This window comes from Beijerinckia sp. 28-YEA-48 (assembly GCF_900104955.1).
Lineage (GTDB): Bacteria > Pseudomonadota > Alphaproteobacteria > Rhizobiales > Beijerinckiaceae > Terripilifer.
Genome location: NZ_FNSI01000001.1, coordinates 5,497,289 through 5,515,892, shown reverse-complemented (window position 1 = coordinate 5,515,892; position 18,604 = coordinate 5,497,289). Strand labels below are relative to the sequence as shown.

The 18,604-nt window shown below is 62.3% G+C and carries 18 protein-coding genes; 3 read left to right on the top strand and 15 right to left on the bottom strand.

Annotation, left to right across the window (positions count from 1 at the left end; translation table 11 throughout):
• Nucleotides 1-39 precede the first annotated feature (39 nt).
• From BLW50_RS25920 to BLW50_RS25910, 3 genes are all read right to left on the bottom strand, one after another.
• Nucleotides 40-1,014, bottom strand: coding sequence for a Bug family tripartite tricarboxylate transporter substrate binding protein (locus BLW50_RS25920; RefSeq protein ID WP_090707717.1), 975 nt, complete (start codon nucleotides 1,012-1,014; stop codon nucleotides 40-42).
• Nucleotides 1,015-1,141: 127 nt separating this feature from the next.
• Nucleotides 1,142-2,062: a LysR family transcriptional regulator gene (locus tag BLW50_RS25915; protein WP_090707716.1), complete on the bottom strand. Its 921-nt coding sequence runs from the start codon at nucleotides 2,060-2,062 to the stop codon at nucleotides 1,142-1,144.
• A 24-nt stretch (nucleotides 2,063-2,086) separates the two neighbouring features.
• Entirely contained in the window at nucleotides 2,087-3,067 is a 981-nt protein-coding gene (locus BLW50_RS25910; RefSeq protein WP_090707715.1) for a Bug family tripartite tricarboxylate transporter substrate binding protein, read from the bottom strand.
• 170 nt (nucleotides 3,068-3,237) lie between these two features.
• On the opposite strand from BLW50_RS25910, the gene BLW50_RS25905 reads away from it, so the two are divergent.
• Both BLW50_RS25905 and rpe read left to right on the top strand, forming a co-directional pair.
• On the top strand, nucleotides 3,238-4,305 hold the full coding sequence (locus BLW50_RS25905; RefSeq protein ID WP_090707714.1) for an aromatic ring-hydroxylating dioxygenase subunit alpha: 1,068 nt from the start codon (nucleotides 3,238-3,240) through the stop codon (nucleotides 4,303-4,305).
• A gap of 102 nt (nucleotides 4,306-4,407) precedes the next feature.
• Nucleotides 4,408-5,088 (top strand): ribulose-phosphate 3-epimerase, encoded by a 681-nt coding sequence (gene rpe / locus BLW50_RS25900; protein ID WP_090707713.1) that lies wholly within the window; start codon nucleotides 4,408-4,410, stop codon nucleotides 5,086-5,088.
• An 89-nt stretch (nucleotides 5,089-5,177) separates the two neighbouring features.
• Here rpe and BLW50_RS25895 read toward each other — a convergent pair whose 3' ends face one another.
• The 12 genes from BLW50_RS25895 to BLW50_RS25840 form a co-directional block, all read right to left on the bottom strand.
• Nucleotides 5,178-7,367: a hypothetical protein gene (locus BLW50_RS25895; protein WP_139267745.1), complete on the bottom strand. Its 2,190-nt coding sequence runs from the start codon at nucleotides 7,365-7,367 to the stop codon at nucleotides 5,178-5,180.
• A gap of 64 nt (nucleotides 7,368-7,431) precedes the next feature.
• A complete protein-coding gene (locus BLW50_RS25890) occupies nucleotides 7,432-8,484 on the bottom strand; it encodes a WD40 repeat domain-containing protein (protein WP_244544394.1) in 1,053 nt (350 codons plus the stop codon).
• Between the two features lie 67 nt (nucleotides 8,485-8,551).
• Nucleotides 8,552-9,592 (bottom strand): CobW family GTP-binding protein, encoded by a 1,041-nt coding sequence (locus BLW50_RS25885; RefSeq protein WP_090707710.1) that lies wholly within the window; start codon nucleotides 9,590-9,592, stop codon nucleotides 8,552-8,554.
• Nucleotides 9,593-9,746: 154 nt separating this feature from the next.
• Entirely contained in the window at nucleotides 9,747-10,688 is a 942-nt protein-coding gene (locus tag BLW50_RS25880; RefSeq protein ID WP_090707709.1) for a metal ABC transporter substrate-binding protein, read from the bottom strand.
• Nucleotides 10,689-10,695: 7 nt separating this feature from the next.
• Nucleotides 10,696-11,565 carry a metal ABC transporter permease gene (locus tag BLW50_RS25875; protein WP_090709724.1) on the bottom strand — a complete coding sequence of 290 codons (870 nt, stop codon included), beginning with the start codon at nucleotides 11,563-11,565 and terminating at the stop codon, nucleotides 10,696-10,698.
• Nucleotides 11,566-11,569: 4 nt separating this feature from the next.
• Nucleotides 11,570-12,310, bottom strand: coding sequence for a zinc ABC transporter ATP-binding protein AztA (gene aztA / locus BLW50_RS25870; protein WP_090707708.1), 741 nt, complete (start codon nucleotides 12,308-12,310; stop codon nucleotides 11,570-11,572).
• A gap of 2 nt (nucleotides 12,311-12,312) precedes the next feature.
• Nucleotides 12,313-12,528 (bottom strand): hypothetical protein, encoded by a 216-nt coding sequence (locus tag BLW50_RS25865; protein WP_090707707.1) that lies wholly within the window; start codon nucleotides 12,526-12,528, stop codon nucleotides 12,313-12,315.
• Nucleotides 12,529-12,647: 119 nt separating this feature from the next.
• Entirely contained in the window at nucleotides 12,648-13,625 is a 978-nt protein-coding gene (locus BLW50_RS25860) for a Bug family tripartite tricarboxylate transporter substrate binding protein (protein WP_090707706.1), read from the bottom strand.
• 143 nt (nucleotides 13,626-13,768) lie between these two features.
• Nucleotides 13,769-14,566 carry an ABC transporter ATP-binding protein gene (locus BLW50_RS25855; protein WP_090709723.1) on the bottom strand — a complete coding sequence of 266 codons (798 nt, stop codon included), beginning with the start codon at nucleotides 14,564-14,566 and terminating at the stop codon, nucleotides 13,769-13,771.
• A gap of 7 nt (nucleotides 14,567-14,573) precedes the next feature.
• Nucleotides 14,574-15,422: an ABC transporter permease gene (locus tag BLW50_RS25850; RefSeq protein ID WP_210186132.1), complete on the bottom strand. Its 849-nt coding sequence runs from the start codon at nucleotides 15,420-15,422 to the stop codon at nucleotides 14,574-14,576.
• A complete protein-coding gene (locus BLW50_RS25845) occupies nucleotides 15,337-16,170 on the bottom strand; it encodes an ABC transporter substrate-binding protein (protein ID WP_170850355.1) in 834 nt (277 codons plus the stop codon). The genes BLW50_RS25850 and BLW50_RS25845 overlap by 86 nt, the downstream gene beginning before the upstream one ends.
• Before the next feature lie 162 nt (nucleotides 16,171-16,332).
• A complete protein-coding gene (locus tag BLW50_RS25840; protein ID WP_090707704.1) occupies nucleotides 16,333-17,196 on the bottom strand; it encodes an ABC transporter substrate-binding protein in 864 nt (287 codons plus the stop codon).
• A gap of 213 nt (nucleotides 17,197-17,409) precedes the next feature.
• On the opposite strand from BLW50_RS25840, the gene BLW50_RS25835 reads away from it, so the two are divergent.
• Nucleotides 17,410-18,423, top strand: coding sequence for an extensin-like domain-containing protein (locus BLW50_RS25835; RefSeq protein WP_090707703.1), 1,014 nt, complete (start codon nucleotides 17,410-17,412; stop codon nucleotides 18,421-18,423).
• Nucleotides 18,424-18,604 lie beyond the last annotated feature (181 nt).

The window sequence follows — 18,604 nt, the reverse complement described above, 5'->3', positions numbered from 1 at the left end:
GCGATCTTAATGCCGCCGGCAGCAACCGGCGGCGACACATTATTCCATCTTCATACCAGCTTTGGCGATGACCTCGCCCCATTTCTGGCGGTCCTTGGCGATCTGCGCGATGGACGATGCTTCATCGGCGCTGATCGGATCGGTGGCCTGCTGCTCGATGCGCGCGCGCACCTCGGGATTCTTCAACGCTTCCCGAACGGCATTGCCGAAGGCCGCCCGCAGTTCCGGCTTCATGCCCGCCGGTGCGAACATGTAATTGACGAAGCGCGCCTCGAAGCCCTTGATGCCCGCTTCCTCCGCCGTCGGCACGTCGGGAACAAAGCGCACGCGCTCGTTGGCCGAAACCGCCAGCGCCCGCAGCGCGCCCGAATTGACATGGGGGATGAGCACGCCGGCGGTGATGAAGCTCGCCTGAATATTGCCGGCCAGCAAATCCTGCAAAGCCAGGGCCGCACCGCGATAGGGCACATGTACGGCGCGCAGGTCGCTCACCATTTTCAGATATTCGAGCGCCAGATGGCCTGGCGAGCCGATGCCGGCCGAACCGAAATTCAGCTCATGGGTTTTGCCGTATTCAACCAATTCCTTGAAGCTTTTTACCGGAACCGAGTTGGCGTTGACGGCGAGCAGCAGCAGATTTTGGCCGACCTTGGCAACCGGCACCAGATCGCGCGCCGCATCGAACCCCTGCGATTTATAGACACTTGGATTCACGGTGACGATCGAATCCGGGCAAAACAGCCAGGTCGCCCCATCCGGCGCCGATTTGGCGACGAAGGCGGCGCCCACATTGCCGGCAGCGCCCGTGCGGTTCTCGACGATGATCGAGCGCTTGATATCCTGACCGAGACGCTCAGCCAAAATACGGGCGATGGCATCGGCCGGCCCGCCTGGCGCCAGCGGCACGATGATCGTGATCGGCCCCGCCGGGATTTGCTCGATCGGCGTTTGCGCGGCAACAGCCATGGCCCCCGCCAGCCAGAACGCGGCGGCGGCGATTTTCCGCATCATCATTGTTAATCCACTCCCCTCGAAGACGGCCGCGGCTGAGCTGCCGGCTGACGCGTCGGGCGCATTGTGGAGAGGTTTTATTTATTCGGAAACAACAATTATGCCGACAATCATACCAAAAACGTATATCTCAGCCCGACTTGCTGCCGGCCAGGCCCCGCACATAGGCCTCGAAGCGCCCTTTGAATTCCTCGATCAGCGGATGATCCTTCATGTCCTGACGCCGCCACATGGCGACGTCGCGGCGCGGCATCTCAGCCTTGAATCGCAGCTCGACGAAGCGGCGTGGATCATCGATATGGCGCATCAGAAAGCTGGGCGCTGCCATCAGATAGTTGCCGCTACTCACCAGACTGAGGGCGATCGAAATATCGCCGGAGAATTCAATGACGGTGCGCGCGCCATCAACGCCGATGCGCGAGAGAATTTCCCGCGTCGTATCGCGCGCGCCCGAGAGCACGCCCACGGTCGTCCAGGTGGCGGCGGTTAGATCGGCGACGCTCACCTCGCGACGGCGCGCCAACGGATGTTTCTCGCTGGCGAACAGACCGATATGATCTTCGAACATGACATCATGGATCAGATCGTCGGCCGCGAAATGCCGCTGGCCCGGCGCCAGCACAATATCGAGCTCGTCGCGCCGCAGCCGATCGAGCAGGCGCTCGGCGCCGTCGACCGACACGCGCAAACCGACATTCCATTTCGACTGCAGAATGTGGCTGACAAAGCCTGGCATGATCGAGCGCGCCAGCATGGCGCCGACGGCGATGCGCAGCTTGCCATCCTGTCCCTGCCGCCATCGCTCGACTTCGCCTTCCGCCTGATCCATGGCATCGCGGATCAGACGTCCCTGCCGCGCCAGCGCCGCGCCAATCACCGTGGGCGCAACGCCATAGCGCCCACGCTTCAAGAGAGGCGCACCAACCTGCGCCTCAAGACTCTTCATATTGCGGCTGAGTGTGGGCTGGGTGAGGTGAAGCGCTTCCGCGGCCCGCGACAGCGAGCCCAGTTCAACGATTTCGGCCAGTTGCCGCAGATATCGTGGCTCCATCCCGTCTCACTTTCGCCCCTCTTACTATTGCGGCTCGATCCCCAATTCCTTGGTCGTCTTTTCCCACAGCACGAGCTGTTCGCCAAGGAAGTTCGCCGCATCGACGGGTGATCCGACGCCCTCCGGATTGATATCGAAGCCAAGTTTCGGCGCCATCTCGCGCACCTGCGGATCGCGGGTCGCCTTGTCGATGGCCACATTCATCTTCTGGACGATGTCGGCAGGCGTGCCCGCCGGCGCCATCAGCATGAACCAGCCGGCGAAATCGAAGCCCGGCACGGTTTCACCCGCCGCCGGCAGATCGGGGAACGCCGCCACCCGCTTGGCGGAGGCCATGGCGATGGCCCGCATCGATCCGGCGCGGATCTGCGCCTCGACGATCGACACCGAGAACACGCCGACTTGCAGACGTCCGGCGATCGTATCCTGAACCGCATTGTTGATATTGGGATAAGGCACCAGAACGAAGGTCGTGCCGGTGCGCTTGTTAAGCGCTTGCGCGGTGACGCCAGCGAGATTGCGCGGGCCATCGACACCCAGTGAATATTTGCCCGGTGCTGCTTTCTCCAGCGCGACGAGTTCGGACAGGCTTTTCACCGGCAGATCAGGCGTCGTCACGATCACCTGATTGCTGCGCGTCACCAGCGCCACCGGCGCGAAATCCTTGCGTGGATGATACGGCAGGTCCTTCATCATGAAGACATTGTTGGCCAGCGCCGCCGACGTGGCGAAGAAGAAGGTATAGCCGTCAGGTGTTGCGCGCGCTGCCGCCACCGCGCCAACCACATTGCCGCCGCCCGGCTTGTTCTCGACGACAACGCCTTGGCCAAGCTCCCGGCCGAGCTTTTCGGCGATGAGGCGCGCCATCACGTCCGGACTCGCACCCGCCGCTTGCGAGACGATCATCGTCACCGGTCGTTGCGGCCAGTTCGCCGCGCCCTGTGCTGCAGCGATATTCGTTAAGGTCAGCACGGCGGCTCCAGCCGCAAACAGCTTCCCGAACATGTTCCCTCCCAGGTCCCGTTCAATGACAGAAGCGTAGCATGGCGTTTGACACTTGAAAGACGCCGACCTGCCCGCCAAGCGAAAATTTCGTATCGCAATGTGAGCATGTGCCTTTGAGCGGCTTTACCGTCCCCGCGCATCTGCCTAGCTTCACGTGAGGGAGGATCACCATGACGTTTCTGCGCAATGCCTGGTATGTGGCCATGTGGTCGCAAGACCTCGGCGAAGCTCCCCAACCACGCCGCATTCTCGACGAGCCGCTCGTCTTCTTTCGCACGGCGGATGGCAAGCTCTGCGCCTTGACCGATGCCTGCCCGCATCGGCAAGCGCCGCTGCATCTCGGCAAGATCGTCGGTGACAGATTGCGCTGCCAATATCATGGCCTTGAGTTCGACACCTCAGGCGCCTGCGTGCGCAATCCCCATGCCTCGGGGCGCATTCCGCCCAACGCCAAGGTGCGCGCTTACCCTGTGGTGGAAAAACACACGCTCGTCTGGGTGTGGATGGGCGAAAGCGCGGCTGATCCTTTAACCATTCCCGACTTCTCTCTGTTCGATACCGCCGATCCGGCGACCGTCTCGCGCAAGGAATGGATGCGCATGAAGGCGCATTATTATCGCATCGTCGAAAATCTGCTCGATCTCAGCCACGCCACCGTTCTGCATGAAGGCGTGCTCGGCAATGAAGAGATGATCCCGGCCAAAGTCAGCGTCGAGCAGAACGGCGCGACCCTGAACGTTTCGCGCCTTAACGAGAACGTGCCGCCGCCGCAGCTCTACAATCTCCTGTTTAAGCGCGACGACGCGCCCGTCGACATCTGGGCCAGCATCCTCTGGCACGCGCCCTCGAACCTGTTGAACGATACCGGCGCGACGTCTCCAGGTGGCAAGCGCGCGGACGGCACCGGCGTGTTCGGCGCGCATTTCCTGACGCCGGAAACAGAAACGACGACGCTCTATCATTTCGCCGCCGTCCGACAGAACCCGCGCACCTGGGGCGAGCCGATCGACAGCGAATTGCGCGCCCTGCTCTCGGAACTGCGCCACGAGGCGTTCGACGTACAGGACCGGGTGATGATCGAAGGCCAGCAGCGCAATATGGATGATCCGGCCATCGACAAGGAGCGGCCGATTTTCCTGGAGGTCGATGCCGGCCCGACGCGCTTCCGCCGCATCATGGACGAACTGCTGCGCCAGGACCGCGAAGTAGCCTCTATCCCGGCATCCGCAGCGGAATAAGCCCGAAAACGGCCGATTTTCTGGGATTTTGTCTCCAAATGTCGTTCCTTATCGCGGCGGAACCTGCGATAAGCCACGCCGCATAGACTTTGGAGACCGCAAATGCGCCCGTTGAAAATCCTGCCCTCGATCCTTGCCGCCGATTTTTCCCGGCTCGGCGATGACACGCGGGCGGCGATGGAGGCCGGTGGCGATCTCGTCCATGTCGACATCATGGACGGCCATTTCGTCCCCAATATCTCCTTCGGCCCCGATGTGATGCGCTCCATTCGTGGCGTCACCGACAAGCCGTTCGACGTGCATCTGATGATTTCGCCGGTCGATCCCTATCTCGAAGCCTTCGCCCATGGCGGCGCTGACATCATCACCGTCCATGCTGAGGCCGGCCCCCATCTGCATCGCACCTTGCAGGCGATCCGCAAGCTCGGCAAACGCGCCGGCGTTGCCATCAATCCGGGCACGCCCGAGAACGTCGTCGAACCCGTGCTCGACGATGTCGACCTGATCCTGGCTATGACCGTTAACCCGGGCTTCGGCGGCCAGAAGTTCATCTATCCCGTGCTCGACAAAGTGCGCCGCATCGCCGCCATGTGCGCCGGCCGCGACATCGACATCGAGATCGACGGCGGTGTGACCGCTGAAACGGCCGCCGCCTGCGTTGCCGCCGGCGCCAATTATCTCGTCGCCGGCTCGGCCGTGTTCAAAGGCGGCCAGAACGCCTTCGCCGGCAATATCGCGGCGATCCGCAAGGCGGCCGAAAGCGCACGCGGCGAGATCGCCTAACAGCAGCGCAGAAGAGTCCTCAGTGTCATCCCCGACAGCCGCAGTGCGGCTGAGCGGGGATCCAGACCGAGCGGTAGAATGCTGCCGCCTCACTTGGGATTGGGATGCCCATCCAAGCGCAGCTGATAAACGAAATAAGTCGGCGTACAGAAACCGATCTTCTCGCTCTTCAAAACATTCAGCGCTTGCGGGCTCGGCTTGATCGCCCCGCGCGTCAGATCATCAGGCATCGCCTGGCAGATATAATCTTCGCGGCAGAAGCGCGTCGGCGAACAGGTGTCGAGCATGCCGCGCCCAACGCTGGCGGCAAATGCCGCGCTGTCGAAATAACCCTTGGCCATCTGCTCAAAGCCTTTGCCACCGACGATGGCGCAGATCTCGTTCGCGGCTTTGCCCGGCAGGAAGGCAGCCAGCCGCGCTTCCTCCGGACTGCAGGGACGTGAAAGACGGCCAAGGGGCACACCGATCCGGCTCGGGCGGCAATTGTTCTCATAGCCGCTCAACTTGCCTTCCGGCACCTTGTAGATCAGCGCTTCCTGGGTGACGCGGTCGCTGAACGAGCGCACGTTGAAACTGAGCTTGCTGCCCGCAGCGGTCTTCGGCGTCGCATCGTCGATGACATTGGCCCGGCAACTTAAGCCCGCATAGATGTTTTTCTGCGGCGGAACGCATTGGCCCAGATGAAAAGAAGCCGCCGTATTGGTCGTCATCGCCTGGCAGGTCAGGCCACTGCGGCAGCTCCAATTGGCTTCGCTCGCCAGATCGCTATTCACGGGACAAGCCATGTTGTCGCCCGCCGCCGCAGTGGTTGGTGTCGCCTTCTTGTCCCAATCGGCTGCCGGCGCGGAGGGATGCGACCGGAAACGATCCGGCGTCTCGCCGCGCGCCAGATGTTCGACATAGCTCTTGCGGCGCGGCAGCTCCGCATAGACATGCGGCGAGAACGGCAGCTGCAGCCGATTGCCATCGAGCGCCGCCTGCACAGCCTGCGCATCGCCACCGAAATCGGAGCGATCGACGCCGAGGAGATGAAAGCCCGCCGTGGATGATGATTGATGGCAGCCCATACAGGACGATGTGTTGAGACGCTCCAGCAGCGCAGCACCGGTGCGCACGAACCGGCGTGACGGCTCAGCCGTGCCCCAGGCACTGACCATCTTGTCCGCCAGCTCCTTGCTGACGACGAGATCGAACGGCCGATTGGCAACGCGCGCGCTTCCCGCCGTGGAATAGCTGAGTGCGATATCCGCCGTCAGCTCGTCGGGCATTTTGAACGCGCCGGTGTCGATCTCCGTCAGATGGCTGGATAGATAGTCCTGCAATTGCTTTTGCTTGGCAGGCTCCTTCAGGATCGCCTGTACATCCGGCGTATTCTCCAGGCCGATCGGTCGAAAGCTGCCATCGCGGAAGGCGAAGATGCGCATCCAATAGATCGCTTGGCCGGCGAGCTTGCGGTTCTCCATATTCTCAAGGTCGGAGGGAAACCGCGCCACCTGCGCATTGATTTCCATCTGCTTGAACGTCAGTTTCGAAAAGTCGAGCGGTCCTTGCAGCAACCGCTGAGCGATCACCGTGGCAGCGTCCTTGCCAATGCCCTCAATCCGCCAACGCGCGGCGACGCTGCGGCAATTGTCGCCATCGTCATCGGAGCTGAACACCATGTTGACGGTGAACGGCATGCGCGAGGCATAAGTCTTGCCATTCATCTTCACATCATAGCCAAGACGATAAATGAAACGCACCTCACCGCAACGACCGGGATCGAAATCACGGCGATCGATGCGATTGACGATGCCAGCCAGAATGAACGCGCCGTCCGGCGAGTCGAGCCATTTATCGTTGAAGACGCGCATGACATTACCGTTCTGCCGCAGCCGTTTTCCGGCTTCAGTTTTCGCGGCCGACGGCACATAGGTCTTCAGAATGTCCTTTTCCCAGTCGATGCCCAGTTCCGCGATCATCCGGCTGATGTCAGCCGACATGACGGTCGCAAACCTCCCATAGCTATCGCTGAACCTGGCGAGATCGCTCGCGCGCGTCGGCCCTGGTGCCGTGACAACGGCCGGCGACGACAGTTTCTGCGCGTCATGAATGCGCTTGAAGAGCGAGAGCAGCGACAGCGGCGCACTCTTGTCGCGATCGAGTTCCGCCAACAGCGGCGCGTCGCTGATCAAAGTCGTAACGGGCGTCGGCGGCGCAACGGCCGGTTGCGCCACGGCCATGGGGCCGGCACTGAGAAACGCTACGAGGCTAAGGAGACGAGCGATCGTGGGGCGCATGCCGGAAGCTTATCCCGGGAACGAGCACCCCACAATGAAGCCACGAATGGCGCGGGAGGCGACGTTAAACGGTCGGCAGGGTGAGCAATCCGGCCTCGCCGGTCTCAAGCCCGAACAGCAGCCGCTTGCCCTCCGCATCCCAAGCCAGAGCCGAAACCGGGGCGCGCGGCCGATTGCGCGCATCCACCTCGTCGGTCTCCTCGAGCCCCTTGCGCACCAAAAGTTCGGCGCTATCGGTGATCCGGCACATCAGCACCCAGCCATCGTCATAGCCAAGCGCGACGATCGGCGCCTTCGGATGGAAAGCAACACGGTTGATGCGCGCCGGGCGCACGCCGCATTCGCGCGGCGCCTTGCCCATCGGTCCATCCTTGGATTCGAACGGCCAGATGACGCAGGCATCGGCACCCGAGGTCGCCAGCCACTTGCCATCGGGCGACCAGGAGAAGGAGCGCGTCTTGGCCGGATAGCCGGTCATGCGCATGTCCTTCTTGTCGGCGATGCGCCAGCCATGCAGCGCGTTTTCCTGCATGGCGGTGACGCAGAACTGGCCATCCGGCGAAACGGTGAGATCGAGATGCGAACCGGCCCAGCGCAGCTGGTCGGGCTCTGCCACCATATTGGGGAACCACAGGCTGGCGCCATTGTAATGAGACATCGCCAGGCGATAGCCCTTCGGCATAAAGCTGAGCCCGCGCACGCCTGAGGGCGCCTGCATGCTCTTGACTACGCCCTTGGGATCGCGCGCCCGCACGTCCTTGCCAGCCGACCAGGCCGTCGCGCCGTCCTCACGCAGGGCGAGCGCATCGATCCACTTGCCCTTTTCGTTGCCGAGCTCCGTCGTCTGGCCATTGCCGCGCGTCTCAACCACACGGCCATCATCGCCGCCGGTCACGAACCGATCGCGGGTCGCAGCCGTACAGAGGATCGCCGCATCCGGATGGGCGAAAACCCGTTCGCCATTATCGGCAAACAGCACTTCGCCATTGGCCAGCGCCAGCGCCGGGCGACCATCGGGAAAAGCAGCGGCGACAGCCTCGGCCCCCGTCTCGATCGGTTGCACGTGAGTGGTCAGGGACTGATCGTAAGTGGTGAGCATGTGTCCGGGTTCTGTCATGCAAGGGACGGCGCATCGCGCCGTCCGCCCTAAGGATTAAGCTTTCGCGCCGCAGATTGAAACGCGTTCAAGCCTTGCAGGCCATGAAGCCTTCGCGCAGCAAATCAGCATCGATCTTGCGGCCGATGAAGACGATCTTCGATTCACGTTTCTCGCCCGGCTTCCAATCGCGCTGCAGATCGCCATCCAGGATCATATGCACGGCCTGGAAGACGAAACGCTTCGGCTCGTCCTTGAACGCCAGAATGCCCTTGTAGCGCAGCAAGCTCGGGCCCTCGGTCTGGGCGATATGGTTGATCCACGGCATGAAGCGGTGCGGATCGACATCGCCATCAATGTGAAACGAGACCGACTGCATCTCTTCGTCGTGATAATGCTTCAGCCCGTGACCATGGTCGTGATGGTGGCCGTGGCCATGATCGTGGTGGTCATGATCATGATGATCGTGGTCGTCCACTTCAAGAAAATCCGGCTCGATTTCGAGGATACGGTCGAGATCGAAGGCGTTGCGGCCGAGCACTGCGTCAAGCGGTACATCGCAGCGCGAGGTCTTGTGCAGCTTGGCGTAGGGGTTGATGGCGCGAATGCGCGCCTCGACTTCGCGCAATTCCTCCGGCGAGACGAGATCCTGCTTGTTGAGCAGGATAACGTCGGCGAAGGCGATCTGGTTCTTGGCTTCCGGCGCATCCTTCAGCCGCTCCGACAGCCATTTGGCGTCGGCGACGGTGACGACCGCGTCGAGCCGCGCCTGGTCCTGCACGTCCTGGTCGACGAAGAAGGTCTGCGCCACCGGCGCCGGATCGGCGAGGCCCGTGGTCTCGACCAGAATGGCGTCGAACTTGCCCTTGCGCTTCATCAGACCTTCGATGATGCGGATCAGATCGCCGCGCACGGTGCAGCAGATGCAGCCGTTGTTCATCTCGAACACTTCTTCGTCAGCGCCGACGATCAGATCGTTGTCGATGCCGATTTCGCCGAATTCGTTGACGATGACCGCGAATTTATGGCCGTGGTCCTCGGTCAGAATGCGGTTCAGCAAGGTCGTCTTGCCGGCGCCGAGGTAGCCGGTGAGCACGGTAACGGGAATCTTTTCGTTGGGTGCGGTCATGGAGGTCTCCGGCCGGCCGTTCTACGCGGCGCGACATTTTTGGGCCTGAAAGGCTAAATCTGACCGGAGAGATAGTCGGCCGCTCGGCCGCTGACAAGCTGGGATCTATCCGACGGGAAAATCGGGAGAATCCCGCCGTTAAACCGCGATCCGGTCAGGGTTTCAGCGCCTTGACCAATTCGCCGAGGTTGTGGCGCATCATTTCGATATAAGTCGACGCCGGGCCGCCGGCCACCGACAGGGAATCCGAATAGAGCGTGCCGCCGATCCGCGCCCCGGTCTCCCCGGCGATGCGTTCGGCCAGGCGTGGGTCCGAGATGTTCTCGACGAACACCGCCGGCACCTTTTCCTGCCGGATCTGGCGGATGATCCGCGCCACGTCCTGGGCCGAAGCCTCGCTCTCGGTCGAGACGCCCTGGGGCGAAATCAGCGTCATATTATAGGCGGCGCCGAAATAACCGAACGCATCATGGGTGGTGATGATGCGGCGGCGCTCCGCCGGAATGGCCGCCAAGCCCGTGCGGACATCCGCATCAAGCGTGTCGAGCTGTTTCAGATAGGCCTCCGCACGGGCGCGATAGCCCTCAGCGCCCGCCGCATCCGCATCGATCAACGCATCACGAATATTGGCGACATAGAGCTTCGTATTGGCCACATCCTGCCAGGCATGCGGATCGGAGGCCGAATGATTATGCCCGGCGTGGCGTTCCGTCATGGTCAATGGCTTCACGCCCTTGGTCGCCGTCACCACCAGCGCTTTCGTGCCGGAGGAGCGCACCAGCCGGTCCATCCAGCCCTCGAAGCGGATGCCGTTGACGAAGACCACTTTGGCCAAGGTCAATTTCTTCGCGTCATTCGGCGTCGGCGCGTAGACATGGGCGTCCGCCCCCGGCCCCACCAGAACGTCGAGCGCGACACGGTCGCCCCCCACCTGACGCACCAGATCGCCAAGAATCGAGAACGACGCCACGACCGGCAGTTTTGTCTCGGCCTGTTTTGTCTCAGCCTGCGCCCAAGCCGATGTCGAGACGGGAGCGGCAAACAGCGAGAAAGCCAGCGCCAGAGCCTGGCGCCGCGTCGGAACAAGACGTCGCATGGTCTTCCTATGCTTCGAGATGACGACCAATGGAAACATGACGGATCAATCCGCCCGCGCGTCCAAAGACGAGCGAAACCAGATGCACCACGCCGGCCACGAGAATGATCGCCGGGCCCGCCGGCAGACCGTAGTAATAAGACAGCAGCAGGCCGACATAACTCGAGAAGAGCCCGATCGTGACGGCGACCAGCGTCATCACCGTGATATCGGCCGACCACAGCCGCCCGGCCGCCGCCGGCAACATCATCAGGCCGACAGCCAGCAAGGTGCCCAGCGCGTGGAAGCCGCCGACGAGGTTGAGCACGACGAGCGCGAGAAACACCAGCTGCGTTGGCGCCCCCGCCCCACTGACTGAGGCGAGAAAACCCGGATCGAGCGTTTCCAGCGCCAGTGCGCGATAGCCGATGGCGAGCACCACCAAGGTGATCGTGGCGATGGTGGCCAGCAACAGCAAGGTGGCGTCATCCAGCGCCAGCACACTGCCAAACAGCACGTGCAGCAGATCGACATTGGATCCACGCACCGACACGATGACGACACCCAGCGCCAAAGACAGAAGATAGAAGCCAGCGAGTGAGGCATCTTCACGCAGCGCGGTGAAGCGCGCCACGACACCCGCCAACAGCGCCACCGTGAAGCCGGCGGCAAGGCCGCCCAAGGTCATCGCCGGCAGCGACAGGCCGGCAACGAGATAGCCGAGCGCCGCGCCCGGCAGGATCGCGTGGGCCATGGCATCGCCGGTCAAAGCCATGCGGCGCAGGATCAAAAAGACACCGAGTGGCGCGCCCGACAGAGCGAGCGCCACCGCGCCGACAAGTGCACGGCGCATGAAATCGAATTCGGCGAAGGGGCCGATCAGCGTGTCGTAGATCATGTCGTCACGCGGCGCGTTCGCATTCATGCGCCTGGCGGTCGAAAGCTTCCGCCATGCGCCGGGCCGACAGCAGATTCTCGGCGCTGAGCACCTGTCCCGTGTCACCCCAGGCAATGCTTTCGCGCGCCATCAGCAGGGTCTGTGGGAAATGTTTACGCACCAGATCGAGATCATGCAGTACGGCGAGCACCGTGCGCTTTTCGCCATGCCAACGGCTGATCAGATCGACCAGATCGGCGACCGTGCGTTGGTCGATGGCATTGAAAGGCTCGTCGAGCAGAATGATCGGCGCGTCCTGCAACAGCACCCGCGCGAACAAAGCACGTTGCATCTGGCCGCCCGACAAGGTGCCGATGGCGCGATCCTCGAAACCGGTGAGGCCGACGGCAGCGATCGCCTCATAGGTGCGTTCGCGCGCCTTATGTCCAAGGCCGCCAAAGAGGCCGGCCGAGCGCCAGGCGCCCATCGCCACCAGATCGAAGACATTGATCGGAAACGAACGGTCGATCTCGGCCGCTTGCGGCAGATAGGCGATGTCGCGCGGCCGGCAGCCCTCAAGCTTCACCGCACCACCGAGCGGCTTCAGCGCCCCGGCGATGCCCTTCAACAGGGTCGACTTGCCGGCGCCATTGGGGCCGCAGACGGCGAGCAGCGCGCCGTTCTCGACCCGGCCCGACAGATGATGCACGGCCGGATGCCGGTCGTAACCGAGCGTCAGATCGCGGAATGTAATGGCAGCACTCATGCTTATTTCAGAGCCCAGAAGACGGCGGCCCACAGGGCGATGACGATCAACCCTGCTCCGGCCAGACGCTGGCCGGCTGACAGCCGCAGCAGCGAAAAGCCCGGAATCGCCGCCCGCGCATGGACCGGCGCCAGAACGGCGGCCTCATGGGCATGGTCATGGGCATGTTCGTGGCTGTGCCCATGGCCGGAAGCGGAGGAATGATGGTGATCGTGCACGCCAAACTGCCGGAACGAGGAAATGTACTGTTATAGTATAACAATCCACTCCCCCATACCAGCACAAAATCGCCGTCTCAACCGCCGATACCGAAACTGAATTCCAGCGATAAACGACGCTATTCTTCCGGCACGAACCCCGAGGCTTGCACGATCGGCCCCCAGCGTTCCAGGTCGCCCTTCACCTGCTGGGCGAACTGCGGCTGCGGCAGGAAGAACATCTCGTTGGCGAATTTGGCCTGCGCCTCGATCATCGCCGGCAATTGGACGGCCTTTTCCAGCGCCTGGCTGAGGGTCGCCACCACTTTCGGATCAGCCTTCGCCGGCAGGAACATGCCGGTCCAGGTGTCGACCACGGCGTCATATCCCGCCTCGCGCATGGTCGGGATCTCGGGCAAAAAGCGCGAGCGCTGCGAACTGGCCACCGCCAGCATGCGGATCTGGCCATCGAGTGCCAGCGGCAAGGCCTCGCCAATCGGATTGATGCTGGCCGCCACATGACCACCGAGAAGATCCTGAAGGGCCGGCGCGCCGCCGCGATAATGCACAGGCGTCATCGGCACTTTGCTGGCGTTCGACAGCATCACCCCAACAAAATGCGGCGTGCCGCCGGCGCCCGTCGTCGCATAGCTCGCTTTCGACCCATTGGCCTTAGACCAGGCGACGAAATCCTGCAGCGTCCTGACGCTGGCTGGAACCGAGGGGCCGACGCTCAGCACCAGCGCCGACTTGGTCAGCGGCGCCACCGGCGTCAGATCGCGGATCGGATCGTAATTGAGCTTCTTGAAAATGTGCGGATAGAGGGTCAGCGGGAAATCGACCGTGTAGAGCAGCGTACTGCCGTCGGGCTCGGCATTCTTCACATAGTCGACGGCGATGCGACCGGCGGCGCCGACTTTGTTCTCGACGATGACAGTGGGCGCATACGCCCGCAATTGCTCAGCGAACAAACGGGCGGTTGCGTCCGTGCTGCCGCCGGCGGCAAAGCCGACGATCATCGTCGCCTGTTTGCCGATCGCCTGCGCGAAAGCCTGATGGAAGCCCAAAGTGGCGGCGCCCGCGAGCGAACCGGCCAAAGCCTGGCGGCGTGTCAGCATAAATTCCTCCCCGTCTTAACGCGCGCACTGTCGCGTGCCGACGGGAGGGTGGTCAAGTAAATAAACTTGATGGTTTACATCATAGCATTTTCGAGCGAAGTGGCTGCCGGTTCGCGTGCAGAAAATGCGTCAAAACAAAAATCCTAAAACCCAAGCTGGCCGAGCAGCTCCTTACGGATGCAGGTGAACTCCGCCGAGGTGCGATCGCGCGGTCGCGGCAAGGTGACGGGCACGATGCTCTGGATACGCCCCGGTCGTGGCGACAGAACCACGATGCGGTCACACAGATAGATCGCCTCCTCGAGATCATGGGTGACGAGAATCATCGGAATATTGCGCATCCGCCAGATGCGCAGCAGTTCCTGTTGCAGATGAATTTTGTTGAAGGCATCGAGCGCGCCAAACGGCTCGTCGAGCAGCAGCAGGCGCGGATCGGCGGCCAGCGCCCGCGCGATCGCGGCGCGTTGCAACATGCCGCCCGACAATTGATGCGGGAAGGCATCGCCAAAGCCCGACAGGCCAACCAGTTCGATATGCTCGGCAACGCGGCGGCGCTTCTGCGCCTCCGGCATGTCGGCCTCATGCAAAGCGATGCCGACATTCTGGCTGATGGTCAGCCAGGGAAACAGCCGATGGTCCTGAAAGACGATACCGCGATCAAGCCCCGGCCCGACGATGTCCTGGTCTTCGAAACGGATGCGGCCTTCAAAATCCGGATCAAGGCCACCGACCAGCCGCAGCAAGGTCGACTTGCCGCAACCGCTGCGTCCGACGATGCCCAAGCTTTCATTAGGCTCAAGCGTCAACGACACATCGTCGAGCGCCACGACCGTATCGGCGCGCGAGACAAACCGTTTCGAGACATGCTCGACCGTCAGCGCCGGTGCGAGGGGGACCGGTGGTGTGGCAACCAAGGCCGCCAAGGAATCGACCACTGACATCATATCCTCACACCGCCGCTACGCGCCGCCAGCGCGTCAACCGCCGCTCGAGCCCGCCGATGAAACCGTATTCGAGAATGGCCATCACCAGAGCGAAGCCGATGGTCCAGGCGAGCACGCCGGCGACATTCATCGAGCTATATTCGACGTTGAGCCGATAGCCGACGCCGCTTGAGAGGCCGAAGATTTCGACCAGCACAATCACCTTCCACGCCATCGACAGGCCGATGCGAATGCCGTTGAGCAGGAACGGATAGAGCGTCGGCAGCCACAGGAAGCGCAGCCGCGCCCGCAGCGACAATTGATAGACGGCGGTGATCTCCTGCAATTCGGCGCTGACGGTCTTCAGGCCCTGCGCGACACTGAGCGTCAGCGGCGGCGCTAGGCTCAAGGCCACCGCGACCGTTGACGTGGTCAGCGAAATGCCAAACCAGATGACACAGAGCAGCGCCCAGACCAGGCCTGGCACAGTGAGACCGATCAGCACCGCCGGTTCGGCGAAGCGCTGGACATATTTATTGCGCGCCATGGCGATGCCCAGTGCCAAGGACAGAACGAAGGCGAAGACGAAGCCCAGTCCGACCCGACCGAGCGTCACCTGCACCTGGCGGAAGAACGAACCATCGCTGAAAATGCGCACCAGTTCGGCGCCGATCTCCGCCACATGCGGCACAAGCGGATTGGCGAGCGTGCGCGCCATGACCTCCCAGGCCACGGCGAGCACGACAAGAAACAGCGCCGGCAGCAGCAGCGTGCTGATCGCCGGCCCGTTAAAGCTCTTGATAGTAACGTTTGGCCGGCTTCTTCTCGATGATTCCGAGAGAGAGGGCGACTTCGAGCTGTCGATCGAAACCATCGAAGACTGCCTTGTTCCATTCCGTGGCATAGACGCGCGGTAAGCGTTCGACGAGCAGATCGATGATCGCCGTGTCGCTCTCCTTGAAGCCCATGGGCCGGTAAATATCGGGATCGCGCACGATCGTCGGATCGGCCACGAATTTACGATTGATCGCCTGAGCCTGCGCACCGACACGCCGCGCCGTCTCCGGGTTTTTCTCGACCCATTGCCGTGTGCCCGCACAGGTGACGAGCGACAGCGGCGCTGCGTCACCCGTCGCCTCTTTCCACTGATCGGCGACACGGGCGATCTCGCGATGCCCTTGCGCGATCAGACGCGTCGACGTCGGCTCGATGGCGATCACCGCATCGACATCGCCGCGATTGAACAGCGCGATGTTGGCGATCGACGAGCCAAAGATGACCTGGAAATCCTTTTGCAGATCGAGCTTGTGCAACGCCGCCGCCATGCGCGCATGGCGATAGGTATCGCTGGTCGGCAATTGCGTCGCGATCTTGCGGCCCTTCAGATCGGAAGGGTGTTTGAACGGACTGTCGGCGCGCACGATCCATGAGCCGTGATTGTTGAGGCGTGGCCCAAACATCACCAGATCGGCGCCCTTCTGCGCTGCCTCAGCCAGGCCGAGCGCGCCGAACGGACCAGAATCGAGCGCGCCTGACAGGATGAACACCTGGAGCTGGCCTGGATCGCCATCGACCCAGTCGATCTCGAGCCCTTGCGACAACTCCGGAAACTTACGGATCATGCCATCTTGCAAAGTGCCCGCCGTGCCCGCCAGAGATTTACTCAGGCGGGCCCGATAGGCGTTGGAAGGAGCGGGAAGCGCTGCCCCGGGGAGGACGAGTGCAGCACTTCCCGCGCCGACGGCAAATTGCCGCCGGGTCATTTTGAATGAAGCCATCGGATGTCACGCCACCAGCGCGTGGTAGTTGTTGATGCCCGGCGTCAGGTTCCAGGTCTTCATCCACTCATAGGTGTAGTCGAAGCGCTTCTCATCGAGCGGCTTGGAGCGGGTGTAGTGGACGAAATGCGACAGCAGTTCTTCCGGCGCCAGCTTGCCTTCCACCTGCTTGACGATGTGGTGCTTGTACTTGTCGAAGTTCGCCTTGATCCGATCGGCGGCTTCATTCACCGCCGCCACATAGGCCTCGCGATGTTGCTCCGGCACATCCGGCGAGATCACTTCCGAGCCACGATAGTAGTTAACCGCGACGATATGAGCGCCTTCCTTCAGCGCCAGGCTGATGAACGGCTCCATGATGGCGATGACCTTGATCTCGCCGCGCTTCAACGCGTCGTAGCGCACATGCGGCGAGCCGGCGTGTTCGAGGATGATGCCGTCGCGCGGAATGGTGCCTTCGAGCAGCTGCAGGGTCGTGTAGTGCGAGCCGGTGAGTTCGTTGATGCCGATGGCGACGCCTTCGAGATCGCGCGGCTCCTGAATGTCTTCGTCGAAGGTGATGAGGGCCTGAGCCGCCACCGCCGGCCGCAGGCTGAACACGCGGCTACCGCGCCCACTCTTTTCCGAGCGGTCGAGCCCGGCCCATTCGCACAGATTGTAGGCGCTGGCCTTGCCCGATTCGTACAGCACTTCCTTCTGACGCTGGAACGGATCCTTGGAGCTGTTCAGCGGGTCGAACGCCTTGGCGAACTCCACCTTCAGCCCGTGCTTCTCAAACAGACCCTCGTCGCGGGCAACATAAAGCGGCAGATCGAAAACCGGGCCGTTCGGCGAAATGGTGAAGGTGTACAGGCTGGACGCGTCACTCATTCTATAATTCCTATATTGTCTATAAGATTTATAGATTTTAATCGCAAACCGATGAGCTTGGCAAGGGAGCCCGGGACGTTTCGGATCAAAAACTTTTGAAGACGCCGAAAAACCCCGTTGCCCGGTCTCCACACGGCGCAAAAATCGTCGCGAAACAAATCGTTAACCATCGGCCTTTAACGGCGGTTAAGAAATCCCGCACATTTGTAATGAATGGCGCGTAGCGTTTGGCCATATCTCGTTCTGGCAGCCCTGCTGGCAACGATCTCGGGATGCGGCGTGTTTGAGCGCCCGCAGCGTGCTGCCTGGCGTGAAGCCGCCGAGAAAGCCTGTTTCGCCCGCCGCGGCGTCAAGCTCTCCGCCTATATCCAGCAGGCGAAGGCCATCGACGGCCCCAGTATCTGCGGCCTCACCTTGCCGCTGCGCACCACCGCTTTGCTCGACGGCGCCGTCACGCTGAATTCGACCCAGACGCTCGGCTGTCCGATGACCGAAGCGCTCGAGCAATGGATCCAGGCGGTCGTGCAACCCTCCGCCATGGCCCGCTTCGGCCAGCCGGTGGCGCAGATCGACTCCATGGGCGCCTATTCCTGCCGCCCGATCAACAACACCGCTGGCGGCAAACTGTCCGAACATGCCTATGGCAATGCCATCGACATCGGCGGCTTCCGCCTCGCCGATGGTCGCAAGATCACGGTCGTTCAAGGCTGGACGCGCGGCGACCAGCAGGAACAGGCCTTCTTGCGCGAAGTGCATGCGGGCGCCTGCGAACACTTCACCACCGTGCTGGGGCCTGGCTCCAACGCCTTCCACTACAACCATATTCACGTCGATCTGGCGATGCACGGCTCGTCGTCACGCGGCCTGCGCCGCTATTGCCGCCCGATCATCAAGGACATCGCGCCGGCGCCGCGGCAGGACAATCTGCCCGATGCGCCGGAACTCGAGCCCGAAATCGATATGGCGCGCAACAATCCCAATGCGCGCAACGCGATGGCGCTGGCCCGGGGTCCCTACAGCGAACAGCAATCCGCATCGGCGCCGATCTCACGCGGCGCGCTGCCGCCGATGACGGGATTGGCTTCATCACGGCCGCCGCGCAGCATCAACAGCATCGGCGAACTCGACGTCGGCGCGCCGATGACCGTGCCGCAAGCCTCGCGTGTCCAGCGCGGCTCCATTCGCGACGATGGTGCTTTCGTCCCCGAGGGCGAAGTCGGCGATTAAAGTAAAATGCGTTTCGACAGAAATGCCTCTTGCCTTCGGCGTGCGGTTAATGCCGGCCGCCGATCACGCACATTTGCTTGACCACGACCAATTGCGCCGTTGCGACGGGCGAGAGGTCTGACACTCTGCCCTCGCCGCCTTAATCCGAGCGAAACATTCGCCGGGGCGGCTTGAGGAGGGA